The following is a 15,852-nucleotide window of genomic DNA, read 5'->3' as shown; positions in this document are numbered from 1 at the left end:
CCGGGAGCGCAAACTACGCTGAAGCCACAGATAACATAAACAACCACACTGCAATGCTTCCCCTCACCCTAACCCTCTCCCGGAGGGAGAGGGAACCGTCCGGTCGTCGTTTCCGTGCCCAACATATTGCCGGGTGGCGGCTGCGCCTGACCCGGCCTACATAACCATTAAATTTCAGAAGGTTAACCATCACCGTAGGCCCGCGCAAGCGCAGCGCCGCCGGGCAAAAGGTATCGCACCGGGCCAAACGAAAAAAAGCCGGAGGTTTCCCTCCGGCTTTTCTCATTTACATCACGCTATGCCTTAGGCCACATCTTCATACTGCGGCACCGGGTTGCGGAAGCTTTTGGTCACGCAGGCCAGATAGACCAGACCGATACCGGCCCAGATCAGGCCCAGAATCATCGAGCTCTCTTCCAGGTTGACCCACAGCGCGCCAACGGTCAGGGCGCCGCACATCGGCAGGAACAGATACTGGAAGTGGTCTTTCAGCGTCTTGTTGCGTTTCTCACGGATCCAGAACTGCGAAATCACCGACAGGTTAACGAAGGTAAACGCCACCAGCGCACCAAAGTTAATCAGCGCCGTCGCCATCACCAGGTCGAAGTTAATCGCCAGCAGCGCAATAGCGCCGACCAGGATGATGTTCATCGCCGGGGTGCGCCAGGTCGGGTGAACGTAGCCGAAGAAGCTTTTCGGGAACACGCCGTCACGGCCCATCACGTACATCAGACGCGCCACGCCAGCGTGCGCCGCCATACCGGAAGCCAGCACGGTGATGGTGGAGAAGATCAGCGCGCCAACCTGGAAGGCTTTACCTGCTACGTAGAGCATAATTTCCGGCTGTGACGCATCCGGATCTTTAAAGCGCGAGATGTCCGGGAAGTACAGCTGCAGGAAGTAGGTGGCAAAGATAAAGATCAGGCCGCCAATCAGCGCGGTCAGGAAGATCGCCCGCGGGATGACGCGCTCTGCATCTTTGGTCTCTTCAGACAGGTTGCTGATGCCGTCGAAGCCGGTAAACGAGAAGCACAGGATCGTCGCCCCGGTAATCATCGGGATCACGTGCGCGTCACCGGACCAGAACGGACGGCTGCTGGCCAGCGTACCGGCGCCTTCGCCTTCAAACACGCCATAAATCACCATGCCGAGAATAACGGCAATCAGCACCACCTGCAGCACCACGATCACGGTGTTGAAGTTGGCCACGGATTTAATACTGCGCAGGTTAAAGGCGGTCATAAAGGCGACCAGCGCGATAACAAACACCCACGACGGAATCGAAGGCACCAGCGCTTCAAAATAGATTTTCGCCAGCAGAATGTTGATCATCGGCGCGAACAGGTAGTCGAGCAGCGAGGACCAACCCACCATAAAGCCGACGGTCGGGCTGATGGATTTCTGCGCATAGGTATACGCCGAGCCGGCAGAAGGGTAACGACGTACCAGCTTGCCATAGCTCAGGGCAGTAAACAGAATGGCGATTAACGCAAAGGCGTAGGCCGTCGGCACGTGACCGTCGGTCATACCAGAGACGATACCAAACGTATCGAACAGCGTCATCGGCTGCATATAGGCCAGGCCCATCATTACAACCGGAACTAACGTAAGCGTTTTACGTAATTCCACGCGAGAGGTATTTGGAGTAGCGTTATGCGACATAGTTATCCCCTTTTACGGTGAACGCCAGCGCGTAAGCAAAAAATTGCCCCATTTCTTTCTATTCCTCAGCGACAACGACTGTCGGTTTTTAGTAAATATCTATCCGGTACGAAGCCCGGCCTCTTGGTATTGAATGATGTGTCTTTCGACCAAAAAAATAACCGACACTTTTAAAAAAAGCGTCGGCTAGTCTCTGGTTTTCAGGCCGCATATTTTGCAACAAATTCAACGGCGTTGACAAGATGTTATGAAGTTCATTGCGTAAGCGTATTTTTTAACGTGCTAATATCTATACGATTTCCGTATGATAAATTGTAAAAATAGCACTATTTGCTAATAGCGTTTCCCGCCACCATTTGCTGGCCAGACCGCAGGTGGCGTCATTCCAGGCGATCCAGGCATGCTGGCGGGGCGACAGCCCGCGAACCGCCATGCTGATGAGCTCGCCGCTCTCCAGCAGCCCCTGCACCTGGTAACGCGGCAGACAGCCCCAGCCCAGCCCCATGCGCAGCAGCGCCAGCTGCCCCGCGGCGTCACACACCGTCAGGGTCTCCTGATCGCTCAGCAGCGCCCCGCCCTCGCCGGTGGCCACCGCCCGGTAACGGCGCAGGGTCCGCCAGCTCAGCGGAGCGCGGTGTCGCGCCAGCGGATGCTGCGGGGAAACCACCAGCAGCAGCTCCAGCTCGCCGAGGGGGAGATAGTCATAGCCGCTCAGCGGCGGCGGCTCGCCGAGGGCGCCCAGCAGCAGATCGGCCTGCCCGTCGGTCAGCGGGCGCCAGTCCAGCAGCGAGGGGTTCTGCGTGAAGTGCAGCCGGGTCAGCGGCTGTTGTTGATAAAATGCGGCAATCAGCGGCGAAAGCTGCGTCACGGGAAAAGTGCAGTCCACCGCCAGGCGGAGGGTGTGTTCCCACCCCTGCTGCAGCTTGACCGCCCGGATCTCCAGTTCGCGGGCGATATGCAGCACTTCCCGCCCTTTCTCCAGCAGCATTTGTCCGGTGGGGGTAAAGCGCGCGCGGTGGCCGCTGCGGTCAAGCAGCTGAATATTGAGATCGCTTTCCAGCCGGTGAATGGTGTAGCTCAGCGCCGAGGGCGTTTTAAAGAGCTTTGCCGACGCGGCGGCAAAGCTCCCCTCTTTTTCCAGCGCGTCGAGGATCACGAGGACATCCAGCAGTGGTTTCATCGCTACCCCCTTACGGTATGCGAATCACCGCTGGTAGATCACTCCATCGGCATCACCAGCGGATCGGGGTACTGGTACTCAAACCCCAGCTCATTGCAGATACGATTGCCATCCACAATCTTGCCCTGGCCGCCGTCCGGGCTGTCGCTGAACACCGGCGGCGGCAGCCCCAGCTCACGGGCCATCTGCGGATAAAAAAGGCCGCGCGCCGGATGGCGGGGCGCACATAGATTATAGATGTGCCCGCCCTTCGGGGCCTGCAACAGCAGTTCGATAGCGGCCACCACATCCTGCAAATGCACCAGATTGACCACGTGCTGGCCATCCGGCGCCGACTTGCCGGCAAAAAAACGTCCCGGATGACGGGAAGGCCCCACCAGCCCGGCCAGACGCAGAATATCCACCGAGGTTCCCGGCAGGTTGTGCAGCCAGTCCTCCAGCTCCTTGAGCACCTGCCCGCTGGCGGTTTGCGGCAGACGCGGGGAGTTCTCTTTCACCGTGCCATTGACGTTGCCATACACCGAGGTGGAACTGGTGAAGACGATCCGCGGAATATGGTGCGCCAGCGCGGTATCGACAATCTCCTGCACCGCCTGCAGATAAAACCCTTCTCCCGCCCCGGTACGCCGGGCCGGCAGCGTGATCACCAGCGCATCGACGTTCATCAGCGCGTCGAGGTCCTCGGTATCACAGACCAGCTGCGGCTCCAGGCGCAGCGGATAGCTGTCAATCCCGCACATCCGCGCCGCCTCCACGCCATCCTGCGTGGTTTTACTGCCGGTGACCTGCCAGCCTCGCGCCATCAATGACAGCGCCAGCGGCATTCCCAGCCATCCCAAACCGACTATCGCGACCTTTTTCATCCCAGGCTCCTGACTCTTTCGCTGTGCTGATTACAGGCTACGCCAGCCAGCGGCAACTGACAATTTCTTCGCTCAATGTGAAATGAATTAATGATAGAAAAAAGCCCTTGCTTTCTGCGGCGGAAGTGGTTTAGGTTAAAGGACATCAAATGCATAGTCATTCACAGAGAATTTTTATGAACCGCGTTCAATTTAAACACCACCATCATCACCATCATCCTGACTAGTCTTTCAGGCGATGTGTGCTGGAAGACATTTGGATCTTCCAGTGGTGCATGAACGCGCAGAGAGCCCCCGGAAGATTCACTTCCGGGGGCTTTTTTTTGGACCAAATTCGGACAGATTCAGACAGGTATTCAGAGGAAAAGAACAATGTTAGACAACACCCGTTTACGCATAGCTATTCAGAAATCAGGCCGTTTAAGCGAAGATTCACGCGAATTACTCAGCCGCTGCGGCATTAAAGTCAATTTGCACACCCAGCGTCTGATTGCGCTGGCGGAAAATATGCCAATCGACATTCTGCGCGTGCGTGATGACGATATCCCGGGCCTGGTGATGGACGGTGTTGTCGACCTCGGCATTATCGGCGAAAACGTGCTGGAAGAAGAGCTGCTCAGCCGCCGCGCTCAGGGCGAAGACCCGCGCTACTTCACCCTGCGTCGTCTCGACTTCGGCGGCTGCCGCCTGTCGCTGGCGACCCCGGTGGATGAAGCCTGGAACGGCCCGGCGGCGCTGGACGGCAAACGCATCGCCACCTCTTACCCGCACCTGCTGAAGCGCTACCTCGATCAAAAAGGTATCTCTTTTAAATCCTGTCTGCTGAACGGCTCCGTGGAAGTGGCGCCGCGCGCCGGCCTCGCCGACGCCATCTGCGACCTCGTCTCCACCGGCGCCACCCTGGAAGCCAACGGTCTGCGCGAAGTGGAAGTGATCTACCGCTCCAAAGCCTGCCTGATCCAGCGCGACGGCGAGATGGCCGACGCCAAACAGCAGCTGATTGACCGCCTGCTGACCCGTATTCAGGGCGTGATCCAGGCCCGCGAGTCGAAATACATCATGATGCACGCTCCGACCGAACGCCTGGAAGAAGTGGTTGCCCTGCTGCCGGGCGCCGAGCGTCCGACTATTCTGCCGCTGGCAGGCGACAAGCAGCGCGTGGCGATGCACATGGTCAGCAGCGAAACCCTGTTCTGGGAGACCATGGAAAAACTGAAAGCGCTGGGCGCCAGCTCCATTCTGGTGCTGCCGATTGAGAAGATGATGGAGTAATCGGCCAGCCGGTCACGGGACACACAGGGGAAAACAATCATGAGCTTCAACACAATCATCGACTGGAACAGCTGTAGCGCAGACCAACAGCAACAACTCTTAACGCGCCCGGCGATTTCCGCCTCCGACAGCATCAGTAAAACGGTGGCGGAGATCCTCGATAACGTCAAAGCCAACGGCGACGCGGCGCTGCGCGAATACAGCGCAAAGTTTGATAAAACCACCGTCGCCGCGCTGCAGGTGAGCGAGGCGGAGATCGCCGCCGCCGGCGAACGCCTCAGCGACGAGCTGAAGCAGGCGATGGCGGTGGCGGTGAAAAACATCGAGACCTTCCACAACGCGCAACAGCTGCAGGCGGTGGATGTCGAAACGCTGCCGGGGGTGCGCTGCCAGCAGGTCACCCGCCCTATCGCCTCCGTCGGGCTGTATATTCCGGGCGGCTCGGCGCCGCTGTTCTCCACGGTGCTGATGCTGGCGACGCCGGCGCGCATCGCCGGCTGTCAGCAGGTGGTGCTCTGCTCGCCGCCGCCGATCGCCGATGAGATCCTCTATGCCGCGCAGCTGTGCGGCGTGAAAACCATCTTTAACGTCGGCGGCGCCCAGGCCATCGCCGCCCTGGCTCTCGGGACCGAGTCGGTGCCGAAGGTGGATAAAATCTTTGGCCCGGGTAACGCTTACGTCACGGAAGCCAAACGTCAGGTCAGCCAGCGTCTGGACGGCGCAGCCATCGACATGCCGGCCGGCCCGTCGGAAGTGCTGGTGATCGCCGACAGCGGCGCCACCCCGGACTTTGTCGCCTCCGACCTGCTGTCGCAGGCGGAACACGGCCCGGACTCGCAGGTGATCCTCCTGACCCCGGACGCCGACCTCGGCAGCCGCGTCGCTGAGGCCGTCGAACGCCAGCTGGCCGCCCTGCCGCGCGCGGAAACCGCCCGCGTGGCCCTCTCCGCCAGCCGGATCATCGTGGCCCGCGACCTGGCGCAGTGCGTGGCTATCTCCAACCAGTATGGTCCGGAGCACCTGATCATTCAGACCCGTCAGGCCCGCGAGCTGGTGGACAGCATCACCAGCGCCGGTTCGGTTTTCCTCGGCGACTGGTCACCGGAATCCGCGGGCGATTACGCCTCGGGCACCAACCACGTCCTGCCGACCTATGGGTATACCGCCACCTGTTCGAGCCTCGGCCTGGCCGACTTCCAGAAGCGGATGACCGTGCAGGAGCTGTCGCGCGACGGCTTTGCCGCCCTTGCCTCAACGATTGAGATCCTGGCCGCCGCCGAGCGCCTTGACGCCCACAAAAACGCCGTAACGCTGCGCGTTGCCGCCCTGAAGGAGCAAGCATGAGCATTGAAGATTTAGCCCGCGCCAACGTCCGTGCGCTGACCCCGTATCAATCCGCTCGCCGTCTGGGCGGCAAAGGCGACGTCTGGCTGAACGCCAACGAATTCCCGACCGCCGTGGCTTTCCAGCTTACCGCGCAAACGATGAACCGCTATCCGGAGCCGCAGCCGAAGGCAGTCATCGAGAGCTACGCCCGCTACGCCGACGTCAAACCGGAGCAGGTGCTGGTCAGCCGCGGCGCCGACGAAGGGATTGAGCTGCTGATCCGCGCTTTCTGTGAGCCCGGCAAAGACGCGCTACTCTACTGCCCCCCCACCTACGGCATGTACAGCGTCAGCGCCGAGACCATCGGCGTCGAATGCCGCACCGTGCCGACCCTCGCCGACTGGCAGCTCGACCTGCCGGGTATCGAGGCGCAGCTGGACGGCGTGAAGGTGGTCTTTGTCTGCAGCCCGAACAACCCGACCGGTCAGATCATCGATCCGCAGTCGATACGCGACCTGCTGGAGATGACTCGCGATAAAGCCATCGTGGTCGCCGACGAAGCCTATATTGAATTCTGCCCGCAGGCGACGCTCGCCGGCTGGCTCAGCGACTATCCGCACCTGGTGGTGCTGCGCACGCTGTCCAAAGCCTTCGCCCTTGCCGGCCTGCGCTGCGGCTTCACCCTCGCCAACGCTGAGGTGATTAACGTGCTGCTGAAAGTGATCGCTCCGTATCCGCTCTCCACGCCGGTGGCCGATATCGCCGCCCAGGCGCTGAGCGTGGAAGGCATCGCGGCGATGCGCCAGCGCGTGGCGCAGATCCTCGACGAGCGCCGCTACCTGGTGGAACAGCTGCGCGGCATCGCCTGCGTGGAGCAGGTCTTCGATTCCGAGGCGAACTACGTTCTGGCGCGGATAACCGCCTCCAGCGCAGTGTTTAAATCTTTGTGGGATCAGGGCATTATCTTACGTGACCAGAATAAACAACCTTCATTGAGCGGCTGTTTGCGTATCACTATCGGTACCCGTGCTGAGAGCCAGCGCGTGATTGACGCCTTGACTGCGGAGAATGTATGACCCAGAAGTATCTCTTTATTGACCGTGACGGCACCCTGATTTCCGAACCGCCGGTGGATTTCCAGGTGGACCGTTTCGACAAGCTGGCGTTTGAGCCGCAGGTGATCCCGGCGCTGCTGAAGCTGCAGCAGGAAGGCTATAAGCTGGTGATGATCACCAACCAGGATGGCCTGGGAACCGACAGTCTGCCGCAGGAAGCATTTGATGGCCCGCACAACCTGATGATGCAGATCTTCGCCTCGCAGGGCGTCAATTTCGAAGAGGTGCTGATTTGTCCGCACTTCCCGGGCGACAACTGCGCCTGCCGCAAACCGAAAACGCAGCTGGTGTTGCCGTGGCTGGAAGACGGCGTACTGGATAAAAGCCACAGCTATGTGATTGGCGACCGGGCCACCGACCTTGAGCTGGCGGATAACATGGGGATTACCGGCCTGCGCTATGACCGTGAGACCCTGGACTGGCCGACCATCAGCGAGCAGCTGACCCGCCGCGACCGCTATGCCCACGTCGAGCGCATCACCAAAGAGACCCAGGTGGACGTGAAGGTGTGGCTGGACCGTGAAGGCGGCAGCAAGATCCACACCGGCGTCGGCTTTTTTGACCATATGCTCGACCAAATCGCCACCCATGGCGGCTTCCGCATGGAGATCAACGTCGGCGGCGATCTGTACATCGACGACCACCACACCGTGGAAGATACCGGCCTGGCCCTCGGCGAAGCCCTGAAGCTGGCGCTTGGCGACAAACGCGGCATCAACCGCTTCGGCTTCGTGCTGCCGATGGACGAGTGTCTCGCCCGCTGCGCGCTGGATATCTCCGGCCGTCCGCATCTGGAGTATAAGGCGGACTTCACCTATCAGCGCGTCGGCGATCTGAGCACCGAGATGGTGGAACACTTCTTCCGCTCGCTCTCTTACACCATGGCGGTGACCCTGCACCTGAAAACCAAGGGCAAGAACGATCACCACCGCGTGGAGAGCCTGTTCAAAGCCTTTGGCCGTACGCTGCGTCAGGCGATCCGCGTCCAGGGCGATGCCCTGCCGTCTTCCAAAGGGGTGCTGTGATGAATGTGGTGATCCTTGATACCGGGTGCGCCAACCTCAATTCGGTGAAATCGGCGATTGGCCGCCACGGCTATGAGCCGGTGGTCAGCCGCGATCCTGAGGTGGTATTGCGTGCCGATAAACTGTTTCTTCCCGGCGTCGGCACCGCCCAGGCGGCGATGGACCAGCTGCGCGACCGCGATCTGATCGACCTGATCAAAGCCTGTACCCAGCCGGTGCTGGGGATTTGCCTGGGCATGCAGCTGCTCGGCAAGCGCAGCGAGGAGAACAACGGCGTCGATCTGCTGGGCATTATCGAAGAAGAGGTGCCGAAGATGACCGACCACGGTCTGCCGTTGCCGCACATGGGCTGGAACCGGGTGTATGCCAAAGCAGGCGATCGTCTGTTCCGCGGCATTGAAGAAGGCGCGTATTTCTACTTCGTGCACAGCTACGCCATGCCGGTCAACCCGTATACCATCGCCCAGTGCAATTACGGCGAGGCGTTCACCGCCGCGGTGCAGAAAGATAACTTCTTTGGCGTGCAGTTCCACCCGGAGCGCTCCGGGAGCGCCGGGGCGCAGCTGCTGAAAAACTTCCTGGAGATGTGATGATTATTCCTGCTTTAGATTTAATCGACGGCACCGTCGTTCGTCTCCACCAGGGCGATTACGGCCAGCAGCGCGACTATGGCAGCGATCCGCTGCCGCGCCTGCAGTCCTATGCCGCTCAGGGGGCGGAAGTCCTGCACCTGGTCGACCTGACCGGGGCGAAGGATCCGGCGAAACGCCAGATCCCCTTGCTGAAATCGCTGGTCGCCGGGGTTGACGTCCCGGTACAGGTTGGCGGCGGCGTGCGGACCGAAGCGGATGTCGCGGCCCTGCTTGAGGCCGGCGTCGCACGCGTGGTGGTCGGCTCCACCGCGGTGAAATCCCCGGAGGAAGTGAAAGGCTGGTTTAAACGCTTTGGCCCTGAACGGCTGGTGCTGGCGCTCGACGTGCGCATTGACGCCGACGGCAACAAGCAGGTGGCGGTCAGCGGCTGGCAGGAAAACTCCGGCGTGACGCTGGAGGAGCTGGTGGAAAGTTATCTGCCGGTCGGCCTGCAGCATGTGCTGTGCACCGATATCTCCCGCGACGGCACGCTGGCAGGTTCTAACGTCTCGCTGTACGAGGAAGTCTGCGCCCGCTACTCGCAGGTGGCGTTTCAGTCATCCGGCGGCATCGGCGATCTCAAAGATATTGCCGCGCTGCGCGGCACCGGAGTGCGCGGGGTGATTGTCGGTCGCGCGCTGCTGGAAGGCAAATTCAACGTAACGGAGGCCATTCAATGCTGGCAAAACGGATAATCCCCTGCCTCGACGTCCGCGACGGCCAGGTAGTGAAAGGCGTGCAGTTCCGTAATCACGAGATCATTGGCGACATCGTCCCGCTGGCCAAGCGCTATGCCGACGAAGGGGCTGACGAACTGGTGTTCTATGATATCACCGCCTCCAGCGACGGCCGGGTGGTCGACAAGAGCTGGGTGTCGCGCGTGGCGGAAGTGATCGACATTCCTTTCTGCGTGGCGGGCGGGATCAAGTCGCTGGAAGACGCGGCGCAGATCCTCTCCTTCGGCGCCGATAAGATTTCGATTAACTCCCCTGCTCTCGCCGACCCGACGCTGATCACCCGCCTTGCCGACCGCTTTGGCGTGCAGTGCATTGTGGTGGGGATTGATACCTGGTTTGATGCAGAGACCGGCAAATATCACGTCAACCAGTATACCGGCGACGAGACCCGCACCCGGGTGACACAGTGGGAAACCCTCGACTGGGTGGAGGAAGTGCAGAAGCGCGGCGCGGGCGAGATCGTCCTCAATATGATGAACCAGGACGGGGTGCGCAACGGTTACGACCTGCAGCAGCTGGCGAAGGTTCGCGCAGTGTGCCATGTCCCGCTGATCGCCTCCGGCGGCGCGGGCACCATGGAACACTTCCTCGAAGCCTTCCGCGACGCCAACGTTGACGGCGCGCTGGCGGCCTCGGTATTCCACAAACAGATTATTAATATTGGCGAACTGAAAGCGTACCTGGCGGCACAGGGCGTGGAGATAAGGGTATGTTGACTGAACAGCTGGACTGGGAAAAAACGGACGGCATGATGCCGGCCATCGTGCAGCACGCCGTATCCGGCGAAGTGCTGATGCTGGGCTACATGAACAAGGAGGCGCTGGAGAAAACCGAAGCCACCGGCAAGGTCACCTTTTACTCACGCACCAAACAGCGGCTGTGGACCAAGGGTGAAACCTCGGGCAATGTCCTCAACGTAGTGAGCATCACGCCGGACTGTGATAACGATACGCTGCTGGTGCTGGTGAACCCGATCGGGCCGACCTGCCATAAAGGCACCACCAGCTGCTTCGGCGAAACCGGCCACCAGTGGCTGTTCCTCTATCAGCTGGAGCAGCTGCTGGCCGAGCGTAAGCACGCCGACCCGGAGAGCTCCTACACGGCGAAGCTGTACGCCAGCGGCACCAAGCGTATTGCGCAGAAAGTGGGCGAAGAAGGCGTGGAGACCGCGCTGGCCGCCACGGTGAACGACCGCTTCGAGCTGAAGAATGAGGCGTCGGACCTGATGTACCACCTGCTGGTGCTGCTGCAGGACCAGGGGCTGGATCTCGGGGAAGTGATTGATAATTTAAGAGCACGGCATAAGTAATAATAACAAAGGGAGGTGTTAATATGCCTCCCTGCACAACTTTGTGCGTTAATCAGGAGTATCACTCTGCAACTAAGATAAGCATGAGTTATTGATAAATAACTACATTTTCCTCGCGATTAACGCTTTAATTACCCTTAACGGTCTTGTAACTTTCCATGACAATGATGAAATGAGGGCTGAATAACGTTGAACAGCTTCATTTAATTCATTTTGTAGTTTACTTAACTGTTCTTGCTGTTTCTGATACTCATTCTCTAAATATACATTTCGCTCCATCAGCCTATCAATGCGTTCTTTTTTCTCTGCAACAGACGTACTTAGCTCATCAATTTCTTCTTCTCGGGCTTTAAGCACTTGCTCCTGAGAAGCAATACTCGCTTGCAACTTCTCTGTAGATGAATGACAGGATTCAAGCTCAAGTAATACCCTATCTTTTAAGGAGAAAAGATACTCTTCTGGTGATAAGTGAATTATCCGATGGTGGGCTGCCTTAATGAAATCATCGTAAAAATCACTGTCATCAATATCCAACGAAGTGATAAATTTGCGGGATGCAGTAAACAAAGAATCAAATTCCGGTCCAGAAATCGTATTTAAATTCCACTCAAGAAAAGTCACTGCATAATTAATAAAGTCACTAGCACGTGAGGGCAATAAGTGCTGTGAGTCAATAAAGGAATAGAGAGCACGTAACGCATCAAGAGCACAGTGCCAGGATTTCTCTCTGGTCACCGATAATGAACCACTGCGGTTAATGGAATGAGAAATCAAGATCTCATCCAGGAACGCCACCTTTTTGGCAAGTAGCATAAAAGCGCTAACAAAGAATAAATCATTAGTCGTTCTTAAATCCTGGAATTGTAAACCAGTATCCAGAATAGCCTGGCGACGGAAAAGCTTATCCCAGGGCCACCAGATAAATGCACTAAAGAAATTATGTGTGATTTCATCTGATGAAAATAGTTCTTTTTGGGGAAGTAAATCTACGCGAACAGACCATGGCATTGGTGCATATGAATGGGTCTGTAAATCAAATGATTGACATCGGCAGATGACTACATCTGCTTGCAGCAATACAGCATGATCATACATCCGTGTGAGCATATTAGCATCGGCGTAATCATCATCATCAAGAAAAATAATATATTCGCCACTAGCTATTTTTAATCCTATGTTTCGTGATGCACCAGCACCGATATTATGTGAATTATTAACAAGATGTATCCGCGAGTCATTAGCAGCAAACGACTGTAGCAGCTTCAACGTATCATCGGCCGAATTGTCATCAATAATGATGACTTCAATATCCTTTAACGATTGCGATAAAATGGAATTAAGCGTATCAGATATATATTCTGCAGCATCGTACACGGGCATCACTACAGAGACCAGTGCATTTGAGGATCTTTCAGACATTTGATCGCCTCACAATTAATACGTTTTAGTAATTTTAGTTAATAACATACAACAAAGAAATCTTGAGAAAAATAAACAGCATCTAGTAATTAAAAAGCTAATGGGCGTTTTATTGACTACTATCCTTCAACCACATCATGATAAGTTTTCAGCGTCTTACTAATAATCATACCACTCGAGAATTTATCCTGAATACGCTTACGGCCTTTAATACCCATTTCAACACGTGCTTTAGGATTAATAAGCAAAAAGGCAAGTTTATCTGCCAGTTCTTCTGGTGAATTACTTTTAACAATAATGCCATTATCGTTATCAATAATAAGACTATCACAACCACCAACATCATAAGCAATACAAGCGCGACCAACAGAAGATGCTTCCAGAAGAATTCGTGGAACACCTTCAGAGTAAACTGACGGCAAAGCAACGATATTTGATTGCTCAATAAGATCGCAAACGTTATTAGAACGACCTAACCAATTAATTAATCCTTCCTGATGCCAGTTTTCAATGACCTGAAGGGAAATAGCATCCTTATCATTTTCGACCAGAATTCCCGCGACATTCAAAGTAAACTGAATATTTTTACTGCGTAATATTTTTTTCGCTTCAATTAAGTCCCCCAGCCCTTTACTCCACAACATACGACTGGCAAACAGAACAACAGGGACATCATGATCCTGTTCAAGAGAATATTTGTATATATCTGGATTAATGCCTGCACCATCAATAACAATAGTCTGTTGTTCTTCAAGTCCAACCAACTTAGCCAGTTTTTTTCTGTCGCGGTCATGTTCAAACATAAATATACAGCGCTTATTGCTGGCAATATATTTATATGCAGCAATAGTAAACTGTCGCAATAATTTTAAAGGCATACTGTCTGAAGAAAATACTCTTCCAAGCCCAACAAAACTTACGATGACCGGCAGTTTAAATTTCTTCGCGAGCACGCCACCAATCAAGCATGGTTTGATCGTGATGCAATGCAAAAGATCAGGCTTTATATTTTTAATAATTTTTTGAACATGATGATAAGTGCGAAAGAAAACCAATGCATTAAAAGATTGAGCATCAAGAGTCACATTATGGCAAACAAAACCAAATGTTTTGAATTTATTTATTATGTTGTCATCAATAAAATGGCTGATGATGTGAATCTCATAACCTGCATCACGGGAGGCGATGGCACGATCGATCCAGTGTAAATCGAAGTACCAATCCGAATTTATGAAATAACACAATTTTCTCATTGCTATGCCCACTTAATGATACTTACCACTAATACCTTTTATGCCATGTGAAATTCCACGAAGAATAAATTTCATATAGGAATATTTTTGACGTTGCCATGGCAGGATTAATATATATTTTAGGATGCGTATCGCTATTGCTGAATTGCTATACACGGAGTTTTTCTGGAATATTTTCTTCGACAGAATCAAATTACGGCATAGATAGTAAACCTTCCATTCAGGCGCAATAAGTTTTCCCTGAATACTCACATCATGATAAAAAAGCAACTCCGGGCTATACATAATTTGCTCACCAGCTAATGATAGCTGATAGCCAAAATAAAGATCATCAAAGTAGATAAAGAGCTGTTCATGAATGTGGTCAAGACTCGTCGCGAGCAAATCACGATGTATGACCATCCCAACAAATGAAACCGTTTGTACGAACATCGAACAATTAGCTTCCGGGATAAACTCTCCAGGGTAGCGTAAATAGCGTACAGTGTCGCTAAGGGAGGTTGGCACACGCGAGAACGGCATATTCATCGGACACGGTTTTCCTTGCGGATCTTTCACCAGTCCACTAAATACCCGACATCCCCGCTTATCCAGCAGTGAAAAGGACTTCAGAGTGTCTGGATACGGGTAAGCATCGTCATCGTAGAAAAATACCCAATCACTTGCCAGCTGTTCACAGATATACTGACTTCCGGTTTTAAAGCCCCCCGCCCCACCGGTATTCTCGGTGAGGGTTAAAACAATGACTCGCGCATCAACAATTGACGAAAGCCAAGCTTGGGTCCCATCCGTGGACCCGTTATTGACAATAACAATATTAGTGAATTCAAGTTTGAGGGTCTCTTCAACGGTTTTTTTCAGTTTACCGAGACGATTGAATGTCACTATCAATGCCGTATATTTCATCGTACAGAAACCGTAAACACAGGCATTGGCTGATTTTCAGTGAGTGAATTTAAATAGACGTCTGCGGTTTTCAACGCTTCGGCGATGGTCACATCCATGTCGAGGTAACGGTAGGTTCCAAGACGTCCAACAAATGTGATATTGGTTTCATTCTCAGCCAGTGACAAATATTTTTCAAGAAGGGCCATTTCTCCCATCTGGCGAATAGGATAGTAAGGAATATCATTTTCTTCGCAAGCACGGCTATATTCTTTATAGCAAACAGAGCCGTCGTGTTGTTCCCAAGGCGAAAAATATTTATGTTCAGTGATGCGAGTATAGGGAACATCAACAGAACAATAGTTCATCACTGCGCATCCCTGATAGTCGCCCTGATAGGTAAACTTTTTGAAATCTAATGTTCGATAGCCCAGACGGCCATATTGGTAGCCATAAAAGGCATCTAATGGACCGCTATAGAATACGTGATCGTAATGAGTTCGCTCTTCAACGATAAATTCCCGCTGTAAGTGAACCTCGATATTCTCATGATTGAGAATGGACTTAATCATCTGTGTATAACCACATTTAGGCATGCCCTGAAATTTGTGGTTAAAATAATTATCATCATAGTTAAAACGAACAGGCAGACGTTTAAGAATAGATGCAGGCAGTTCAGAGGGTTGCATCCCCCACTGTTTAATCGTATAGCCTTTAAAAAAGGCTTCATATAACTCTTTTCCAATAAAGCGCAACGCTTGCTCTTCAAAAGTTTGTGGATCAGCGATAGTGCTATCCCCTTTATCAGCAATGAGCGCTCTGGCCTCATCAGGTGAACAAGTTTTTGAGAAAAACTGGTTAATGGTATGCAAATTAATAGGCAAGGAAAATACCTGACCATTAACTGTCGCTTTAACCCGGTTCACATAGGGCATCATCTCGGCATGTTCGTTAACATAGTTCCACACTGTTTCATTGTCAGTATGGAAAATATGAGGTCCATAAACATGGACCATCACATTCGTTTCAGAGTCGCGCGCGTCATAGGAATTTCCCCCGATATGATCACGCTGATCGATAATATGAACTTGATGCCCCTGCTCGGCAAGCTGGCGACCAATAACTGCACCAGAGAAACCGGCACCTACGATCAATATTTTTTTACTTTTCATTT

Annotated in this window: 17 protein-coding genes and 1 other annotated feature; of the genes, 9 read left to right on the top strand and 8 right to left on the bottom strand. The window is 54.2% G+C overall.

Translation table 11 applies throughout. The annotated features are described in order from the left end of the window. Positions 1-303: 303 nt before the first annotated feature. The 4 genes from plaP to HMPREF3142_RS02325 all read right to left on the bottom strand — a co-directional run bounded on the left by plaP (position 304) and on the right by HMPREF3142_RS02325 (position 3,705). Entirely contained in the window at positions 304-1,662 is a 1,359-nt protein-coding gene (gene plaP, locus HMPREF3142_RS02335; protein WP_004148994.1) for a putrescine/proton symporter PlaP, read from the bottom strand. Further along, positions 1,652-1,714, bottom strand: coding sequence for a membrane protein YoeI (gene yoeI, locus HMPREF3142_RS30165; RefSeq protein WP_096335043.1), 63 nt, complete (start codon positions 1,712-1,714; stop codon positions 1,652-1,654). The genes plaP and yoeI overlap by 11 nt, the downstream gene beginning before the upstream one ends. A gap of 237 nt (positions 1,715-1,951) precedes the next feature. Beyond that, positions 1,952-2,842, bottom strand: a complete 891-nt coding sequence (locus HMPREF3142_RS02330) for a LysR family transcriptional regulator (RefSeq protein WP_043875001.1) — start codon at positions 2,840-2,842, stop codon at positions 1,952-1,954. 38 nt (positions 2,843-2,880) lie between these two features. After that, positions 2,881-3,705 carry an SDR family oxidoreductase gene (locus HMPREF3142_RS02325; protein ID WP_008804116.1) on the bottom strand — a complete coding sequence of 275 codons (825 nt, stop codon included), beginning with the start codon at positions 3,703-3,705 and terminating at the stop codon, positions 2,881-2,883. A 176-nt stretch (positions 3,706-3,881) separates the two neighbouring features. Between HMPREF3142_RS02325 and hisL the strand changes: the two genes are divergently transcribed. The 9 genes from hisL (at position 3,882) to hisIE (ending at position 11,121) form a co-directional block, all read left to right on the top strand. Then, positions 3,882-3,932 carry a his operon leader peptide gene (gene hisL / locus HMPREF3142_RS28895; protein ID WP_004899375.1) on the top strand — a complete coding sequence of 17 codons (51 nt, stop codon included), beginning with the start codon at positions 3,882-3,884 and terminating at the stop codon, positions 3,930-3,932. Further along, positions 3,908-4,030 (top strand) — a sequence feature (His leader region). Its footprint overlaps the gene before it by 25 nt. Before the next feature lie 47 nt (positions 4,031-4,077). Then, entirely contained in the window at positions 4,078-4,977 is a 900-nt protein-coding gene (gene hisG / locus HMPREF3142_RS02320; RefSeq protein ID WP_002912152.1) for an ATP phosphoribosyltransferase, read from the top strand. A gap of 39 nt (positions 4,978-5,016) precedes the next feature. Continuing rightward, positions 5,017-6,321 carry a histidinol dehydrogenase gene (gene hisD, locus HMPREF3142_RS02315; RefSeq protein WP_016161457.1) on the top strand — a complete coding sequence of 435 codons (1,305 nt, stop codon included), beginning with the start codon at positions 5,017-5,019 and terminating at the stop codon, positions 6,319-6,321. Then, the gene (gene hisC / locus HMPREF3142_RS02310) at positions 6,318-7,379 is read left to right on the top strand and encodes a histidinol-phosphate transaminase (protein ID WP_048271891.1); all 1,062 of its coding nucleotides are present in this window, start codon (positions 6,318-6,320) and stop codon (positions 7,377-7,379) included. The genes hisD and hisC overlap by 4 nt, the downstream gene beginning before the upstream one ends. Continuing rightward, complete coding sequence (hisB, locus tag HMPREF3142_RS02305; RefSeq protein ID WP_008804114.1) at positions 7,376-8,443, top strand: bifunctional histidinol-phosphatase/imidazoleglycerol-phosphate dehydratase HisB; 1,068 nt, start codon at positions 7,376-7,378, stop codon at positions 8,441-8,443. The genes hisC and hisB overlap by 4 nt, the downstream gene beginning before the upstream one ends. Further along, positions 8,443-9,033 (top strand): imidazole glycerol phosphate synthase subunit HisH, encoded by a 591-nt coding sequence (hisH, locus tag HMPREF3142_RS02300; protein WP_008804113.1) that lies wholly within the window; start codon positions 8,443-8,445, stop codon positions 9,031-9,033. The genes hisB and hisH overlap by 1 nt, the downstream gene beginning before the upstream one ends. Continuing rightward, positions 9,033-9,770, top strand: a complete 738-nt coding sequence (hisA, locus tag HMPREF3142_RS02295) for a 1-(5-phosphoribosyl)-5-[(5-phosphoribosylamino)methylideneamino]imidazole-4-carboxamide isomerase (RefSeq protein ID WP_048271893.1) — start codon at positions 9,033-9,035, stop codon at positions 9,768-9,770. The genes hisH and hisA overlap by 1 nt, the downstream gene beginning before the upstream one ends. Then, positions 9,752-10,528, top strand: a complete 777-nt coding sequence (gene hisF, locus HMPREF3142_RS02290) for an imidazole glycerol phosphate synthase subunit HisF (protein WP_008804112.1) — start codon at positions 9,752-9,754, stop codon at positions 10,526-10,528. The genes hisA and hisF overlap by 19 nt, the downstream gene beginning before the upstream one ends. Next, a complete protein-coding gene (hisIE, locus tag HMPREF3142_RS02285; protein ID WP_016161460.1) occupies positions 10,522-11,121 on the top strand; it encodes a bifunctional phosphoribosyl-AMP cyclohydrolase/phosphoribosyl-ATP diphosphatase HisIE in 600 nt (199 codons plus the stop codon). The genes hisF and hisIE overlap by 7 nt, the downstream gene beginning before the upstream one ends. A 102-nt stretch (positions 11,122-11,223) precedes the next feature. Here the strand turns inward: hisIE and HMPREF3142_RS02280 are convergent, their stop codons facing one another. From HMPREF3142_RS02280 to rfbD, 4 genes are all read right to left on the bottom strand, one after another. Then, complete coding sequence (locus HMPREF3142_RS02280; protein ID WP_070611489.1) at positions 11,224-12,540, bottom strand: glycosyltransferase family 2 protein; 1,317 nt, start codon at positions 12,538-12,540, stop codon at positions 11,224-11,226. Between the two features lie 119 nt (positions 12,541-12,659). Continuing rightward, positions 12,660-13,805, bottom strand: a complete 1,146-nt coding sequence (locus tag HMPREF3142_RS02275) for a glycosyltransferase family 4 protein (protein ID WP_165451975.1) — start codon at positions 13,803-13,805, stop codon at positions 12,660-12,662. Then, on the bottom strand, positions 13,806-14,699 hold the full coding sequence (locus HMPREF3142_RS02270) for a glycosyltransferase (RefSeq protein ID WP_070611486.1): 894 nt from the start codon (positions 14,697-14,699) through the stop codon (positions 13,806-13,808). It lies immediately after the preceding gene. Beyond that, complete coding sequence (rfbD, locus tag HMPREF3142_RS02265; RefSeq protein ID WP_070611485.1) at positions 14,696-15,850, bottom strand: UDP-galactopyranose mutase; 1,155 nt, start codon at positions 15,848-15,850, stop codon at positions 14,696-14,698. The genes HMPREF3142_RS02270 and rfbD overlap by 4 nt, the downstream gene beginning before the upstream one ends. Between the last annotated feature and the right edge of the window lie 2 nt (positions 15,851-15,852).

Origin of the sequence: Klebsiella sp. HMSC16C06 (assembly GCF_001808325.1) — a bacterium.
GTDB lineage: Bacteria > Pseudomonadota > Gammaproteobacteria > Enterobacterales > Enterobacteriaceae > Klebsiella > Klebsiella variicola.
Note: the sequence above shows the minus strand (reverse complement) of the source record. Positions and strands in the feature narration are given on the sequence as shown.

Excerpts from the sequence above, each read along its gene's own strand:
- plaP (WP_004148994.1), bottom strand. The coding sequence starts at position 1,662 with ATGTCGCATAACGCTACTCCAAATACCTCTCGCGTGGAATTACGTAAA.
- HMPREF3142_RS02330 (WP_043875001.1), bottom strand. The coding sequence starts at position 2,842 with ATGAAACCACTGCTGGATGTCCTCGTGATCCTCGACGCGCTGGAAAAA.
- HMPREF3142_RS02325 (WP_008804116.1), bottom strand. The coding sequence starts at position 3,705 with ATGAAAAAGGTCGCGATAGTCGGTTTGGGATGGCTGGGAATGCCGCTG.
- hisG (WP_002912152.1), top strand. The coding sequence starts at position 4,078 with ATGTTAGACAACACCCGTTTACGCATAGCTATTCAGAAATCAGGCCGT.
- hisD (WP_016161457.1), top strand. The coding sequence starts at position 5,017 with ATGAGCTTCAACACAATCATCGACTGGAACAGCTGTAGCGCAGACCAA.
- hisC (WP_048271891.1), top strand. The coding sequence starts at position 6,318 with ATGAGCATTGAAGATTTAGCCCGCGCCAACGTCCGTGCGCTGACCCCG.
- hisB (WP_008804114.1), top strand. The coding sequence starts at position 7,376 with ATGACCCAGAAGTATCTCTTTATTGACCGTGACGGCACCCTGATTTCC.
- hisH (WP_008804113.1), top strand. The coding sequence starts at position 8,443 with ATGAATGTGGTGATCCTTGATACCGGGTGCGCCAACCTCAATTCGGTG.
- hisA (WP_048271893.1), top strand. The coding sequence starts at position 9,033 with ATGATTATTCCTGCTTTAGATTTAATCGACGGCACCGTCGTTCGTCTC.
- hisF (WP_008804112.1), top strand. The coding sequence starts at position 9,752 with ATGCTGGCAAAACGGATAATCCCCTGCCTCGACGTCCGCGACGGCCAG.
- hisIE (WP_016161460.1), top strand. The coding sequence starts at position 10,522 with ATGTTGACTGAACAGCTGGACTGGGAAAAAACGGACGGCATGATGCCG.
- HMPREF3142_RS02280 (WP_070611489.1), bottom strand. The coding sequence starts at position 12,540 with ATGTCTGAAAGATCCTCAAATGCACTGGTCTCTGTAGTGATGCCCGTG.
- HMPREF3142_RS02270 (WP_070611486.1), bottom strand. The coding sequence starts at position 14,699 with ATGAAATATACGGCATTGATAGTGACATTCAATCGTCTCGGTAAACTG.
- rfbD (WP_070611485.1), bottom strand. The coding sequence starts at position 15,850 with ATGAAAAGTAAAAAAATATTGATCGTAGGTGCCGGTTTCTCTGGTGCA.